This window comes from Paraniabella ginsengisoli, assembly GCF_022513635.1.
GTDB classification, from domain to species: domain Bacteria; phylum Bacteroidota; class Bacteroidia; order Chitinophagales; family Chitinophagaceae; genus Niabella; species Niabella ginsengisoli.
On record NZ_JAKWBL010000001.1, the window covers coordinates 1,924,416 to 1,939,812 of the forward strand.

Sequence of the window (15,397 nt, forward strand, 5' to 3'; positions counted from 1 at the left end):
AGATTCATCTGTTTAATCAAAATATCATCAAAATAAGAATGGCATTGTTGCCACTTCATAAAATAGCCATCCATAACGTTTTAAATAGTATGGAACGAATGGCTAGTAAAAGACATGTATTTATTTGTATTATTATTTGCTTGGCCATCCGGGATTTTGTTCGAGTGCAGGATTTAACAAAAGATCTTCTAAAGGAATCGGGAAATAATACTGGCGATCGTTAAAGACCCTGTTTCTACCCGGCAGCGTTTTTTGATAAGGTTCAATGTATCCTTCTTCGTTTAGGAAGATGCCCTGCCCGGGTTTCAGTGTTGGATATTCGGATTGAACAAATTTCATTCCCAACACCGGAATATTTAAAAAGCTTCCCGCTTTCCACCTCATAAGGTCATCCCATCTTACATCTTCAGCAGCCATTTCAATTCTTCTTTCCCTTCTAATTTCGCGAAGTAAAGCTGAAGGCGTGTAATCACAGTATTTCTGGTAAGCAGCATCCAATTCCGGATCTTGCGGAATCGCATTACTTAATAAATGGGGCATACTTACTCTATCCCGAATTTTGTTGATAGTATTATCTAAAACGGTTTGGTCACATTCCCCCAGCTCTGCTTTTGCTTCTGCGTAAATAAGCAATGTTTCTGCATATCTAAAAACAGGCGTTGCCTGCATGCCATTAGCTACTCTTGCCCAATCAGCGGGATCGTTTAGAAACCACTTTGCCATTCTGTAACCGGTTGGACATTTGTTGCCCGATAAGCCAGGGATATTTGGTTTAGGTGCATTGTTCGAACCCATTACATCCGATACATTTTGATAAGTGCCATATTGAGCTACTGTTTGAGATAATCGAGGATCGCGATTGACAAATTCTTTAGTGATAATACCTCGGTCATCAGCATTAAACAGCGGACTTTGGCTGATCGGCAATCCATCTGTACATAGATATTCATCAACAAGATTTCTGGAAATACCACTTTGATGACGCAGGTTTTGTGCAAAATATCGGCTGAAAGCTGAGCCCAGAGATAAGTCTGCCGAATACTGACGCCATAAAATGATTTCAGGATTATTAGCGTAGCTATACTGTGCAAATATTTTGTTATAAGGATCGCTAACATCAGGATATTTGTAAATACTGTATCCTGCCGTCATTATTTTTTCGCAGGCATCTGTTGCATATCTCAAAAATTTATCACCATCAGCAATTTTGTGATATTTTCTAAATGTACCTTCGCGCAGGCCAATTTTCGCTTTTAGGTGTAACGCCGCATTTTTGTTGATACGACCATTTTGTTCATTGCCTTTTGCAGGTAACCATTGTATCGCTTTATCAAGTATGTCAATTACAGAATCCATGACAACAGTGCGCGGCGTTCTAGGTGCATACAACTCTTCAGAATTAATATTTAATTCTTTATTGATCCAGGGAACATCCCCAAATAATTTTACTTTTTCAAAATAATCCCATGCTTTAAAAAATAAACTTCTGCAAGATATAAATGCTTTATATCATCAGAAACAGTTGCCTTATTATAATTATCAAGAAAAATATTCAATACACGAATATTTGAAAAATTCCAGCCGCCAGATCCGCTTAGTGTAGGTACAGTATATGTATTAGCTGCTACTGTTGAATAACTGTTCGGAATCAAATTGTCTGTTATAACATCGCCATACACAATTTTTGAAGCGTTTACACCCCAGGGTTGCAATGTTCCGTCAGCGAAACCAGTTCCAAAGCCTGTGATATAAAGTGGATAAATAGCGTTATTGTATAGACGCAAATCATTCTCTGATCTCCAGAAGTTTTCGTCACCTAACCTGTCCAAAGGCAGACGTGTTGTAAAATCATCTTTTTTACAGGAATAGAAAAGAGTAACTATGCAGGTGAATAAAGTTATTTTATATATTATATTAGTACGTGTCATAAAATTCTTTTTAAAATGTAGCTTGAATACCGATGGCAACTGATTTTAACATGGGATAGTTTGCTGAAAGCACTTCCGGGTCAAAGTATTTAGGTACACTCGATATTTGAAAGATATTATAAGCCGATGCACTCACCCTTAATTTTTGCATAGCAATTTTTTTAGCAAGAGCTGGCGACAATGTGTATCCTAAAGAAAAATTCTTCAACCTCAGATATGCGGCGTTCTGCAAAAAGCGTGTTTGGGTAGTAACATTTGAGGCCCTGTTTTTATAAGCAGGATATATAGCATCCGTATTATCAGGCGTCCAACTATCGCTGTACACCTCTCTTGTACCTATGCCTCCGTTAATGGCTCCCCAATATAAATTGTCAGAAATATAGACATCGCGTTTGCCAATACCCTGGAAGAAAACATTGCAATCAAAGCCCTTCCAACTCAGGAAAGTATTAAGACTGAATGCATATTTCGGTGTAGAGTTGCCAATAACCTTCAGATCGCCCGGATTAGTAACGGTGGTACCTGCAGAGATTGAATCATTTCCATCCAGATCATTAAACCTTACATCGCCGGGAAATATCAAACCGGAATGCGGGCCTCTGGAGCTATTGTGTATTGGAGCATTTTGAATTTCCTCATCATTCTGAAAAATGCCATAGGTTTCATAACCCCATATATCACCTACTACTTGTCCGTTGTACAAAGTGCTTAACAACATATTGGGGTTGCCACTAAAGCTTTCAACTTTGGTATTGTAATTAGAAAGCGTACCCGTAATGTCATAGGTAAATCCACCGGAAGTAGCGTTACGATAGCTGGCCTGAAAATCGAAACCCTTGGTATCAAGTACACCTGAATTGGTTACAGGTGACGAGGTTCCCAATGTAGCAGGATATTTGGCGCCATCTACCAAAATATCTGTAGTCTTTCTGTCATACCATGAAAAGCTTAGATTTAATCTTTTGAAAAGAGTGGCATCTACACCAAGGTCGAATGTTGTTGCTGTTTCCCAGGTCAGGAAAGGATCTATTAAGCCTGGAGGAGTAATACCAACGGGTCTTACTCCGTCAAATATATAGTCAACCTGGGTTGTAGTACCATACAAACGCAACCACATGTCAGTTCCAACATTCTGATTACCGAGGCTTCCATAACTTCCTCTGAACTTCAAATCATTAACTACAGTTTTGAGACCTGAAAAGAATTTTTCTTCAGAAATGCGCCACCCTGCAGAAAAAGTAGGAAACATCTTAAATCGAGTACTTGTAGCAAATCTGGAGCTACCATCATAACGCCCATTGGAGCCTAACAGGTATTTCCCTTTATAATCATAGGTAAATCTATAAAAAACACCTTTTACGGACCATTCACGCTCTTGATCGCTGCCCGTAAGTTGGCCTGATGCGAGACCAATCGTTGGGGTCTCAGCGTTTATCAACTCTGTTTTATTACTCCACAAAAAGTCGTTTTTATTCAACTCCTGATTATAACCAACCAGGCCATAAATATTATGATCGTTTAATTTCAGTGTATAATCGGTATAAATATTTGTAACAAAATGATTGATGGCTGTCACATCTTTATATACATAACTAGGGCTTGTATAATCCGTTACAAGTGCTGTCCAGCTACCCCCAATGCGCTCCTGATAAGGAACCACCGTTTTATTCCTGATATTTTGTGAACGGTAGGAGAAATCTGCTTTAATATTCCAATTCTTCAAAGGAGTTATTGTAGGAGATGCTGTTATCAGCATAATATCTTCATCATTTTTGTCAGAAGAATTATAATCCATAAAAGAAAGAACATTATCAGTATAAGCATTTGGTACCGGCGCATTGGTTGGCGTGCGCAATGGCATAAATACATTTCGCCCTGGTTCTTGAGATAAAGCCCTCCACCAGCCGCCTTTGCCGGATGGGTTCACCGGTTCTGTGTAAATGGACCTGTTATAATTTGTTTTGAGATCTACTTTAAACCAATCGGTAACGGTAGTTGATGTATTAAGCATGAAGTTGTATCTCTTAAACTTATCGGTATTAAAACGATACATTCCTTCCTGCCCAAAATATCCTAACGATGCATAATAAGTAGTCTTGCCCGCACCACCTGATACATTCAAGTTGTGCTTTTGAGATGGAGACCAATCTCTCACAGCTAATTCATATGGATTTACATCTGCTACCCATTGAATCTGGCTTCCTATCATATAATAAGGATTCCTCGCTGGATCGTTTTTATACGCGACAATGCTATCAAGTAATGCGATGGCAGTTTGAGGTGCCTCATTCTGACCAGTAAGTGCATAGCTGTTAACGACAGCTCTTTGTATTTCTTCAGATCCTAAAAGGTCAGGAATGGCACTTGGGCGATTCCACTGAAACATATTAGAATAGCTTACACTAGTCCGGCCTTCTTTAGCTCCTTTTTTGTGGTAACCAAAATAACACCATACGCACCACGTGCGCCATAAATAGCCGAAGAAGCGGCGTCACTTAAAACGGAGACAGATTGAATATCATCAGGGTTCAACATATTAATGTCCATTTCCACTCCATCTACTAATATATAAGGACTACCATTTTGCACCTGCATTGCTCCGCTTGAGTTTTTGCTAAACGATGTTCCTCCCCGAATGTTAAAGGAAGGCGCTGTGTTAGGAGAGCCATTTGCGATACTTACATTCAAATTCGGAGCAAGTCCCTGTAAAGCTTGCCCGACGTTATTGACAGGCCTGTTTTCTAATTTTTTTGAATCGATTTGAGTGATACTACCAGTCAGGTATTGCTTTTTCTGCGTTCCGAAACCGACAACAACAACCTCATCCATTGCTGCATTTTCAGTCGTAAGAGAGACATTAATAATTGTTTGTCCATTTACTTTTACCTGCACCGATCGATACCCAATGGAGTGGAACTCAATTGTTGCATCACTACTTTGCAAGCTTAATTCATATTGTCCTTGCTCGTTCGTAGCTGTAGCGTTGTTAGTACCCATTTCCTGGATTGTTACCCCGGGAACAGGTTGGTTAGAGACCGAATCAATAACCGTCCCTTTAATGACAAGCGTCTGCTGAGGGTGTAAGCTGTTTGCAGATATGGCTTTGCCAGTATAACATAAAAAAGTAAGATAAGAGATGGAAAAATCCATAAACTTTTTCTCCGGCAGCTTCTGAATGTTTTAGTACAAAAACTCATAATGAAATCTTTTTAAAACTGGTTTAACGAATATGTTATTTCTGCGGGCCTATGGTATATAATATTAATTAGCCATCGTTTATAATCTTATGCATCGTATTATACCACTGATCTTATTCTCAATAAATAGTCTCGGTGAATATAGTTCAGGGTTCAAAAAATGGCAGGGTGCTATCTTAAATAAAATAGGGGGATATTTTAAATAGATCTATAACAAATTGAAATTCAATTGACTTTATTTTAGTAAATAAAATGATTTAAATAATGCATAGCATTGTCCATAATCGTTCTTTTTGATTATGAGAAGAATCAATACTGATACAGTTATCTGAGGACAACTAAGAGCAAGAACTTAACATTAAGAACGCAGCATGCTTATGCCAGGGATGGAAACCATCTCAGAGCCGGAAAGATCAATTTTTATATATTATGCAGGAGGCAACCCGAGTGTAAAATTATTGTCGTTGGTTGTGGTAAATGTAGAATACCTACTTATCAGGTCTTGGCTTTCTCGTAAATTACTGCTGATTTATGCTCTTGATCGGCAGGTTCCATAACAATTACTTTGGGTTCTGTGGGATTATTTTTTAGGTGAATAAAATATTCGGTGCCTTTATTATCTTTATAAACTTCTTCAATGTTGTAGTTTGTATCGAGATTTTTAAGATCGTACACTTTCTTGATACCCATACCTGGCAATAGCTTTAAACGCACTGCTCCGCTAACAGGAGGATTAAATATTATCAGATAATATTTACCTGTTTTATTATTTCTGGTGATATAACCCCAATCCTGTTTTTCCAGGCCGGCATAATCGCAGTCATAAATAGCCTCATGATTTATTTTCATCCAGGCTCCTATTTCTTTGGCTAGTTTGTTTTCTTCGGGCCTCATGTTACCTTGAGGCTTTGGTCCGAAATTAAGCACAAAATTCCCATCGAGTGACACGGAACGCGCCATCATTTCTATCAATTCCACACTCGTTTTTACATGTCCTCCCCAATCAGAATGATAACCCCATTTATTCTCAGGTACTGTCATTACACAATCCCAATCGTTACCATGCACGTCTTCTATTGATTCAGGCAACTTGCGTTCCCAACCTTGTTCGTAATCGCCCATTAAGTCGCCATTACTATCAAAATGGCGACGGCCATATTCATCCGCCCTAAATCTGCTGCCAATTATCAAGCCTGGGTGTAGTTCACGCAATTCTCTTTCAAGACTGTCGGTAAATCCGGCTTGTTGTATCCAGGCCTGATCCCAAGTCCCATCAAACCAAAAACCTTTCGTTTTGGGATATCTGTGCAGCAGTTCTTTAAGCTGATTGGCAGTAAAGGTTTTAAATTGTTCATACGATTTTTTATCGGCATCGGTTTTTAATGCAACGCGGTAACCAGGATGATTCCAGTCAATAATGGAAAAATACAGATACACATCAATACCTTCTTTATCATAAGCATTTACTACTTCTTCAACAATGTCCTTTTTATACGGAGAATTAGCAATCGTATAATTTGTGTATTTACTAGGCCATAAGCAGAAACCATCGTGATGCTTAGTAGTAAAAATCATGTATTGAACACCCATTTCCTTCGCCTGCCTTGCCCAGGCCGTAGCATTAAATTCCTTGGGGTCAAATTGTTTATGCAAGCTCTCATATTCATTTTTCGACACTTCATTCCATGTGCTTATAAATTCCGTTGCCCCGGGATAATTTTTACCTTTCCATTGACCTTCGGTAATTGCGAATGCACCCCAGTGTATAAACTGTCCAAACCCATAATCACGCCACCGTTGCATAAGGGGATCCGGTCTTTTTCCAAGCCGGTGAGTTCCATATTTAAGATAAGTAGAGGGTCGGTGTGTAGCCAACGGTGCCGTTTGCGCAAATAAAAAAATATTAAAAAGCAAAACAATAAATAGAGTACTAATTTTTTCAATCATAACATGAAAAGTTTACTATACAAATAAAATGAGCTTTATGCCTCTGTGAAAATAAAGTGCAGTATTATATAACGGCAGGGGATATTTTAAATAAAATAGAGGGTTATTATTAATTACCAATTAACACATTGAAGATCAAGCAAGGTTTTAATAAAAAATGTTTTTAGCTACCGAACTTCTACACTGAAGTGCAAGCAGCCCTATTTCACAAACTCTGTTTCATAATCCTTGAGCCAGGCTTTTCCTTCGAGTGCCCATGAATCTGCAACCGATGCATTTAACCAATAGAATATAGTAGGAACAATATCTGTGCTTGATGTTTGAAATGTATTTTCGCTGATCGCACATGCCTGATCAACAAGATTCCATACTCTTTTTCCAAAATCAGTGAAAGAAAAATCTTTACCAGTTGCCCCAGGTGCATAATTTTTTAGCACGCTCCCCTCGCCTTCATCTAAAGGCCAGTATCCTATAAGATTTCCATACTTAGGATGTGTTGCAGAAATAGACATAGAGCAATTTGCATTTACAATTTCATCAGTAGTAAGCGCAGTATTCCAAATGCTCAAATTACTAATAATCGCATGGGCCCCGCTTCCCAGAGATGTTGCAATAGTTCCAATTACAAGATTAGATGCCGGGGCGGCAGACGCCATGTTACCTATATTTTGAGCAGGACTTCTTTTTCCATTGGTGTACATTTCTGCATACCGGGTAGATGCAGAATCGTATACTCTAAAAGCAATGGCATCCCAAACATTCAGGTCAGCAGAAACTTCTGTGTCTGTACCACCTATATAATACTTAAAAGTATTTCCATTAGTACTGGAGCGGTCTCCAATTCCAAAACGATAAGTTTTGTTAGACCCCACCATAATGAAAGCCCAACCATAAGGGTTTTGGTAACCGTGGGTAGCTTTAGACAATAAGGCAGTATTACTTCCCGATTTGGTAATACTTCTTATCTTAAACATAATTGTATAACCGCCCTCGGCAGGAATATCATAAGCTGTAGCCATGCTTGCCGGCATGGAAATGGAATCTGCCTTACCATTAAGGCTTAACGCATTGGTTAGTTCAGGAGAAACAATTTCTTGTTTATTTATATTTTCATTATGATAGATAGTAAAAATTTTTCTTTCAGCAATAGTAGCGCCTCCATAGGTAATATTATCGGGCTTTACACCGTGTGTAGTTGTTATAATAATTAACCAATCTTCTATATCATACGTTGGCCTTGCCTTCAAAGCAGATACGATTTCCCCAATGTAGCCGTCAACTTTATTGATGGCATCTTTGTATTGTATATTAGAAGAAGAAAAACCGTGCTGCCTACCCGCGATGTTAGCACTATTCAAATCGATTACCATGTGTGTGAGATTGGAAGATTCATTAATAGTTTTTATTGCCGAATCTTTCACTGCTTCATCATCGTTCGCATAAATTTTCTTGTCAGCGAATTTAAATGAAACATCTAGCAAGGTTTGCCACGGGCTTACAACCACCATCCTCGAAGTGTTAACACCCGCTTTGCCAGCGGCTAATAATCTCTGTGAATAATTGGGAATATAACCAATCTCGCCATGATCTTCTTCTTCACCTTCTGCGTCAGAAATACTTAATGAACTATCAACAATACCATACCCAATACTTGATTTTCCTGCGGTAATACCCACCCACGCACCTCCTTCGGTTGTGTTTGCATCACCGTACGTATTCCAGGAAAATTTTGCGTGTTCCAGAAGCTGGCTAATATTCGATGGCATAATTTCTTTTACGGCATCGGAAGTAGCACCTTCGGCAACAATCAATAATACTTTTCTTTTTTAGGTATGCCAGCCTCTTCAACTTCTTCAAAAACAAGGGGCGGGTCAGCGTATTTCTTACAAGCGGTGAACAACATCAGCACCGGGAGTATAAAAATGAGAATCAGATACATCTTATTATGATCAAAGTTTTTCATGCTTATTCTGATATTTTATTTTAATAATGGAATGCGCCTAATTCGGCAAATGCTGTGTTATTATTGCCATCTGCTGTGTTACGCGGCCAGCGCCATCTGAAATATTTGAAAGTTGCAGATTCCGACAAATCAATATACTGCTTGGCTTCGGCTTCGGGTACGGCACTATTTTGCGCAGTTTTAAGTGTATAGGTGCCTAATGATGTCCACGTATTACCATCCAGGCTGGTTTCGATTGTTATGGACGGTAAGTGGTTACTATTACCACTCTTTCTTTGAACAATATAAAAACCATCAGCAGTAATAGCTGTGCTGCCGGTTTGAACAATCGCTGAAAAGGGATATGAGCTCGATTCCGTTCTTCCATTAGTATTTGGTGTTGCACCTGCAGTATTAGGTCCCGAATAACATCCGTTAAAGCAACTGCACCATATGGAATTTAAATTGCCATCCAAAAGATTTTGAGGGCCGTAAGTTGATAATGGAGATCTAATATTAGTAATCGAATTTACAGTCCATCCCAGGTTCACGCCAGGCGCACCTGCACCAAATTCAATTCTCGGCGCTATCGACTCATCGCCCCCTTTGTTTGTGATTGGATTATACATCCACAAGTTGGTTTTTAATTTGGGAAAGCCTTTAGCTGCGATTGCATTTCTTGAAGTCTGACTAACTTTTAAACCCCATTCCCGCATAAACCTATACATATCTGTTTTAGTATATTCGCTTAGGCGCTCATAATAAAAGTCTATTTTAGACTGATCGTCAATTGATGTAAATCGCGCGTTTCTGGCAGCTGTGGCCAAATAAGTCATAAACTCATAGCCATATTTTTCAAAAACCTGGGCATAGAAAGAAAGCCTTGGGTAAAACTGTCCCAGATTTGTTAATACAGACCAATCCTTAGCTGTTGTATCCAATGCAACAAAAGAAGCGGCGCTTGGACTTTGTCCACCGAGGCCGTACCAGCCTTCATTTAGCGGCCCTGGAATATAATTATAAATTGAAGATTTTTTAAGTGAAAAAGATTATTAGAAACTTCGCCATTATTATTAAATGTCCAGGTAGATCCCATTTGCATATTATGTCCTATTTCATGAAATACACCCCAGTTAGATTGCTCTAGCTCGCCAATGGTAACTGCTTGTCTAAAATAATTGGAAGTCTGCCCCGCTACAACAGGAGATCCGCTGTGCATCGCTCCTACAGAGGGTTGTATGTCAAAAACAACTCTCCAGGGCAAGTATGGCGTGCGATGCCTGACGTCGGGATTATTGTCTGTTAAACCATACCAGTCGTAGAAGACGGCTTTTATTAAAGAATCCCATTTTGCCATCAAAGCTGTGGGATTTTGCACAGGAACAATTGACAGGTTGCTTTTAGGTAGCGTAAAACAAATGCGCTTTCCAACTAGTTCAAAAAACGGAACAGTGGTATTATTTATCATTTGACGCCATTCCGCGTCTGTCGTTTTTCCCAGAATAAAATTCGCTCCTGCGCATACACCGGTAAATGTCATTGGTACAACTTGCCCCAATGGTTTTTGTGGTATTATATAGATCAATCCGCCATACAAATTTCTTATATAGTTAACTCCCGGATACAATGTTTTTCTGATAAATATGACAGGATCTCTTTGCAAAACTTCTTTACCTGTAAGATTATCTGTATGCGAACCAATCTGGACAGATAAACCATATATTCCTGCTGGTACTACAATTTTAATTAACTCACCTGCAGGAGCCCAGAGACCAGTGCTAACCCAGTTTGTTGGCGCCACAGAGATCCGCAAGTCGGATGATGTAGCTGTTTCGTACGCTAAATCTATATTAAGCGTTGTATCTTGAATTCGCTTTTGATCGGGGCTTACCATGCCCGGATATATTTGCGCTGCTGTAAATTTAGACGCATCAATACGATCCATTGCTGTGTCAATTTCCAATCCTGTAGAATCTTCATACCCCACAGAACCCACGCCGTTTTCAAAATCATAGCCATACTTCTTCTTACAACTTAAAACTATCACAACAGCGACAAGTATTAATAAAAGCGTACTTTTCAATTGCTTCATTTTTCCTTTTTTAAATAATAAACAGGATTAATTGGATTCCCCAGTTGATCTATAAGTTGGCGTAATAAGTTTTCCATCCAAACGGTATGGCTCTACGTTGAATATGCCTAACCAGGTATAAATGAATCGTGGAATATCTATGGAATAAGGGATCTTATTTTTTTCAACTTCAGGATAAGTAGTACAAACAGTAGCGCCTGAAGTTATATTAATACCACTCCAGATAGCACCTGCGCTAAACTTCATATCTCTTTTGTTGGATGAATAATCTAAAAATATTTTTTCTGATGATTCTCTTGAATTTATTCCAACTCCCGGCCAATAACCGATGAGATCGTTGGTATACGGTTCGTCAGGATTTACATAAGTTTTGCAGTAGTTGGTCTTAATGTAGTTTTCTGGAAGTGCTACGTTATATATTCTTATATCAAACATCCTAACCCTATGTCCATAAGCGCCATAAGATGGAGCACCTCCAACAACCATGTTTGAGCTAGTTGTACCAGAAGATCCGGTTATATCAGTAGGTGAATTTGAAGCCGCCCCATTCAAGAATGTTCGCATGTACCTTTTGTTGGCACTATCATAGATTCTTACTGTGAATGTATTCCACACGCCCAATTCATAAACCGGACCAGTATTAGATTTTCCTCCAAGTCTAAAATCCCAATCATTCCGGCCATCAGAATGCAGTACGAACGCCCATCCTAAGTTTGGGCTGTTTCCGGCGGCGGAACTACTTTTTGACATTACACTTGGCAGGAGGCTGCCTCGCTGAGAAAAATTAGCTTTAAATTGAAGCGTATAATTACCAGATGATCCCAGGTTATATAACGATGCTGAAACCGTATCAATTATACCTGATCTGTCCTGTGGACCTAACTCTTCAGGTGACGTTCCATTAACAGAATAATTTCTTATATCTGGCACAGGGTAATAATCCAGATTAAAATTAGGGTTAGAAATAATAATAAAACCATTTCTTTCCGTATTAGAAAATTCAGATCCATCATCTTCGTTTTCTCCTAAAGTATATTTTCCTCCTTTGTTGGAAGCAATGATGACTACCCAATTTTCTGAAGCGATTGTTGCACGTTGTTTAACAGCGTTTAATAAAGAACCCAGGAAACTGTCGAAAGATTGTAACGCCGAAAGATAGGCCGTAGAATTAGGGCCATAACCGCTTGCATCACCCGCTTTTTTAGCCCGAAATTGAGTAACAACAACTGAAGACACAGTAGTGACAAGAGCCGACGCTGTAGCGTTCTTCACTGTTTCATCAGACTCAAGCAGATTTTTCTCCGTTGCATTTTTTACCAGATTATTAAATATAAAATCCGATTGAACAAATGCGCTTGTCTTAAGGTTGGCATTAACGGCTATCAAATTATCAGCAAATGATGGAAATTCATCAAGATTGTTTTCTTCTGTGGCTGCGATAACGCCATGTTTGGCTTTACGTACTCCTGTAAACATATCGGCGTAGGTTGTTGCATCAAGGTTGCTGCTATCCGTAAGGCTCGCTCCGGAAAAAATAGCGGTTTTTGTTATATTGCTAATATTAGGATAAATATTATCCCTGACTGACTGATCAATAATTACTTTGCCAATACCAGCATCAACAACAACATATAATATCTTATTTTGAGATGAAGCGTGATGTACAGTAGTATCAGGAACAGCACTAGTATTGATCCGGGAATCAAAATCCCTGTTGCATGACGTAAATGCCAGCGCCGTAATCAGACAGTAAACAATAAAAAACTTTATTAATTTAATATGCATACTATTCATTTTTAATTTCCAAAAACAAGTTTTATAATTCCGCCACATTTTTGTCCCTCAAATGTGTCAATATACCCCACAAGAATCGCTGCCGGAAGGCCACCTATACCTGATTTCGTTTCTATCATTTTATAAGCAATACCATTAAAGGCTCCGGTGCTATTATAGTTAACAGCTAATGAACCGTTGGCATTCAACACCATCAAGCCCTTGCGTGTAATATTGTTGTACTTTTCAAAACCTCCGGTAACTATAATCAGTCCATTAGATAACTGACTTGCAAACGTTGGTATACCACCTGTAAATGCGCCTGTTGTTTTAAATCCGGCATCCAAAGAACCATCATCATTTAAAATAGCGATATTGTTGATACTCGCACCGTTATAATCGGTAAAGCTTCCTGCTATGATAAATTTCTGTGTAGTGCTATTGTAGGTAATACTGCTGATCGATTCATTGGCCGCTAATCCCGAACGGAAGGTCTGATCGATCGATCCATCTACATTTAAGCGCACAATCCTATTGCATGCAGTTCCGTTAAAAGATGTGAATGATCCTACAACAATAAGCTTGCCGTCACCTTGCATATAAGAATCAGAAATACTTCCATTAAAGCCTGTCAGTTTTTTGGTTGGATCAGCTTTATTAAACAGATAATTAGAATCTAACGTTCCATTTAAAAACATACGGCTTATGGAAATTACAGGTGAATATGCTATAAGCTTATTATCTTTTGTAGAGCGTTCATAAAAATATTGCGAATAGCCTGACATACTGCCGACAGCAGTAACCTGGTTATTGTAATAATACAGTTTATTGATAAATCCACTAAGATTACCTATAAATTGCGGCACAGTATCTTTTGCATAAGAAGGATCTGAAATATCAGGAGCAACATAGAGATCAACAATCCTGGTTCTTAAAGAACCGGACCCGGTTAACAATGTAATATTGTTCATGTCAGATACACTATCGAACATAGAAAAAAGCCCACCGATCATCAGGTCTGAATTGGGAAGCTTTATAATTGATGATATAGACCCTGCTGACAATGCATTGCCCGCAGTTAATCCATCTACTTTTTCGCCTGAACTATTAATTTTTGCTAAACCTCCCAAAGTTGAATTTAAATTATACGAACTAAAATTTCCTGCAATGATGTACTGGTCATTATCCCGCAGGATATCATAAACGATCCCGTTTGTTCCAAGCCCTGATTTAAAAGTAGCATCACGATATAACTTTCCTTCGATATATATATTAGGCCCCTGAAACACTTGCCCGTCAACCCTTAATGATGCAGCACCGGAACTAACGTTTTGAGGTAACGTAATCGTTATAGTGCTATCAGTGATATTTTTTATAGATGCTTCAAGATCGCTAGCTAGAAATTTAATATCCTTTGCATTAGCCATCTTCAAGCCATCTACATAAAAGGTCATGTCCTGCCCGGCAATTCCCCGCGACGGCATAGGTGTTTTGTTTAAAAAACTGATTGCTAAAAGTGATTGCCCTCCTTCATAAGGATCCGGAAAGACTTCATCTTTTTTACAGCCTGCCAACTGAGAGATAAATAATGTTACCGCTGCAGTAATTATATAACAATAGATTTTCATCAGCTTATTTTATATTTTTTGATCGTTCGACAGAATCTGCGTTATAATGTTTTTTATTTACTTCTCGTAGTAAGTAGTAAAACAAGGACACGAGATTTATTTTTCAGATAAAAGTATTCGCAAACAATTAATCTATCCCCGCTTCGTCTGCCGATTGTGCAAACCTGAAAGGAAAAACCCAAAAGTGTGTTGCCTGTATTTTAAAATATGTACTCTTCCATTGTCGGGGGCAATATCTGAAGTAGCGACAGGCGCATTAAACCAGGACACTCCCGCTGTCCCACCATAATCGTACAAATAGGATAACATTAACTGTCTGTAGCCTTTATACTTTAATATAATGTCGTCTGTAAGATCTCCGGAAGTTCCATTATTATTTACGGCGTCATTAAAGATCACCCCAACGTTCATGACCTGGTTATCTATTGTTTCGAGAAGGTTTCCGCGATAGGTGTCTAATGCAAGTGTATCAATTTGATTATAATCTCTTAAACCACGATTACTGGGAAAAATATACATACTTAAATACTTTTTCCATACAGCAGGTTTGATTTGTTCGAACCGGGTTACGCTGTCACGCCCTCTTTCCAACTGAAATTCATTTACGTATTTAATGATCTTATCAAAGCAAGGATCTGGTGGTGCAAAAAAAGTTACTGTTTCATTTTGTAGTGTTGTCTCTAAACCAGCATGTTTTATAACCCGCACAAGGGTATCGAAATAAAATGGATCTTGTTCCAGATACTTCATAACAGATCCGTCAAACCTGGGGTCTTCAATACCGCTATCCACATAATAATCCTTTTTGCACGATAGCATTGATAGTGAGAGTATAAAAACAAAGCCGATATAATATCTTCGTTTCATGTGTTTATTTTTCTTGAGTTTTA

The 15,397-nt window shown here is 38.6% G+C and carries 11 protein-coding genes; all 11 read right to left on the bottom strand.

Annotation, left to right across the window (positions count from 1 at the left end; all coding sequences use genetic code 11):
- Window positions 1-132: 132 nt before the first annotated feature.
- The 11 genes from MKP09_RS10420 to MKP09_RS10470 all read right to left on the bottom strand — a co-directional run bounded on the left by MKP09_RS10420 (window position 133) and on the right by MKP09_RS10470 (window position 15,374).
- Complete coding sequence (locus MKP09_RS10420; RefSeq protein ID WP_490355040.1) at window positions 133-1,389, bottom strand: RagB/SusD family nutrient uptake outer membrane protein; 1,257 nt, start codon at window positions 1,387-1,389, stop codon at window positions 133-135.
- A 56-nt stretch (window positions 1,390-1,445) separates the two neighbouring features.
- Window positions 1,446-1,928 (bottom strand): hypothetical protein, encoded by a 483-nt coding sequence (locus MKP09_RS10425; protein ID WP_240828219.1) that lies wholly within the window; start codon window positions 1,926-1,928, stop codon window positions 1,446-1,448.
- A 10-nt stretch (window positions 1,929-1,938) separates the two neighbouring features.
- The gene (locus MKP09_RS10430) at window positions 1,939-4,314 is read right to left on the bottom strand and encodes a SusC/RagA family TonB-linked outer membrane protein (protein WP_240828226.1); all 2,376 of its coding nucleotides are present in this window, start codon (window positions 4,312-4,314) and stop codon (window positions 1,939-1,941) included.
- Between the two features lie 11 nt (window positions 4,315-4,325).
- Window positions 4,326-5,078, bottom strand: a complete 753-nt coding sequence (locus MKP09_RS10435; RefSeq protein ID WP_240828229.1) for a carboxypeptidase-like regulatory domain-containing protein — start codon at window positions 5,076-5,078, stop codon at window positions 4,326-4,328.
- Between the two features lie 542 nt (window positions 5,079-5,620).
- Complete coding sequence (locus MKP09_RS10440) at window positions 5,621-7,072, bottom strand: alpha-L-fucosidase (RefSeq protein WP_240828241.1); 1,452 nt, start codon at window positions 7,070-7,072, stop codon at window positions 5,621-5,623.
- 200 nt (window positions 7,073-7,272) lie between these two features.
- Window positions 7,273-8,883, bottom strand: coding sequence for a LamG-like jellyroll fold domain-containing protein (locus MKP09_RS10445; RefSeq protein WP_240828244.1), 1,611 nt, complete (start codon window positions 8,881-8,883; stop codon window positions 7,273-7,275).
- Window positions 8,884-9,055: 172 nt separating this feature from the next.
- Window positions 9,056-9,955, bottom strand: coding sequence for a discoidin domain-containing protein (locus MKP09_RS10450; protein WP_240828245.1), 900 nt, complete (start codon window positions 9,953-9,955; stop codon window positions 9,056-9,058).
- Between the two features lie 56 nt (window positions 9,956-10,011).
- The gene (locus MKP09_RS10455; RefSeq protein ID WP_240828250.1) at window positions 10,012-11,106 is read right to left on the bottom strand and encodes a M60 family metallopeptidase; all 1,095 of its coding nucleotides are present in this window, start codon (window positions 11,104-11,106) and stop codon (window positions 10,012-10,014) included.
- Window positions 11,107-11,133: 27 nt separating this feature from the next.
- Window positions 11,134-12,891: a LamG-like jellyroll fold domain-containing protein gene (locus MKP09_RS10460; protein ID WP_240828268.1), complete on the bottom strand. Its 1,758-nt coding sequence runs from the start codon at window positions 12,889-12,891 to the stop codon at window positions 11,134-11,136.
- 11 nt (window positions 12,892-12,902) lie between these two features.
- On the bottom strand, window positions 12,903-14,507 hold the full coding sequence (locus tag MKP09_RS10465; RefSeq protein ID WP_240828270.1) for a DUF5008 domain-containing protein: 1,605 nt from the start codon (window positions 14,505-14,507) through the stop codon (window positions 12,903-12,905).
- 132 nt (window positions 14,508-14,639) lie between these two features.
- The gene (locus MKP09_RS10470) at window positions 14,640-15,374 is read right to left on the bottom strand and encodes a fasciclin domain-containing protein (RefSeq protein ID WP_240828277.1); all 735 of its coding nucleotides are present in this window, start codon (window positions 15,372-15,374) and stop codon (window positions 14,640-14,642) included.
- Window positions 15,375-15,397: the final 23 nt, after the last annotated feature.

Excerpts from the sequence above, each read along its gene's own strand:
- MKP09_RS10465 (WP_240828270.1), bottom strand. The coding sequence starts at position 14,507 with ATGAAAATCTATTGTTATATAATTACTGCAGCGGTAACATTATTTATC.
- MKP09_RS10455 (WP_240828250.1), bottom strand. The coding sequence starts at position 11,106 with ATGAAGCAATTGAAAAGTACGCTTTTATTAATACTTGTCGCTGTTGTG.
- MKP09_RS10435 (WP_240828229.1), bottom strand. The coding sequence starts at position 5,078 with ATGGATTTTTCCATCTCTTATCTTACTTTTTTATGTTATACTGGCAAA.
- MKP09_RS10470 (WP_240828277.1), bottom strand. The coding sequence starts at position 15,374 with ATGAAACGAAGATATTATATCGGCTTTGTTTTTATACTCTCACTATCA.
- MKP09_RS10440 (WP_240828241.1), bottom strand. The coding sequence starts at position 7,072 with ATGATTGAAAAAATTAGTACTCTATTTATTGTTTTGCTTTTTAATATT.
- MKP09_RS10425 (WP_240828219.1), bottom strand. The coding sequence starts at position 1,928 with ATGACACGTACTAATATAATATATAAAATAACTTTATTCACCTGCATA.
- MKP09_RS10460 (WP_240828268.1), bottom strand. The coding sequence starts at position 12,891 with ATGCATATTAAATTAATAAAGTTTTTTATTGTTTACTGTCTGATTACG.
- MKP09_RS10430 (WP_240828226.1), bottom strand. The coding sequence starts at position 4,314 with ATGTTTCAGTGGAATCGCCCAAGTGCCATTCCTGACCTTTTAGGATCT.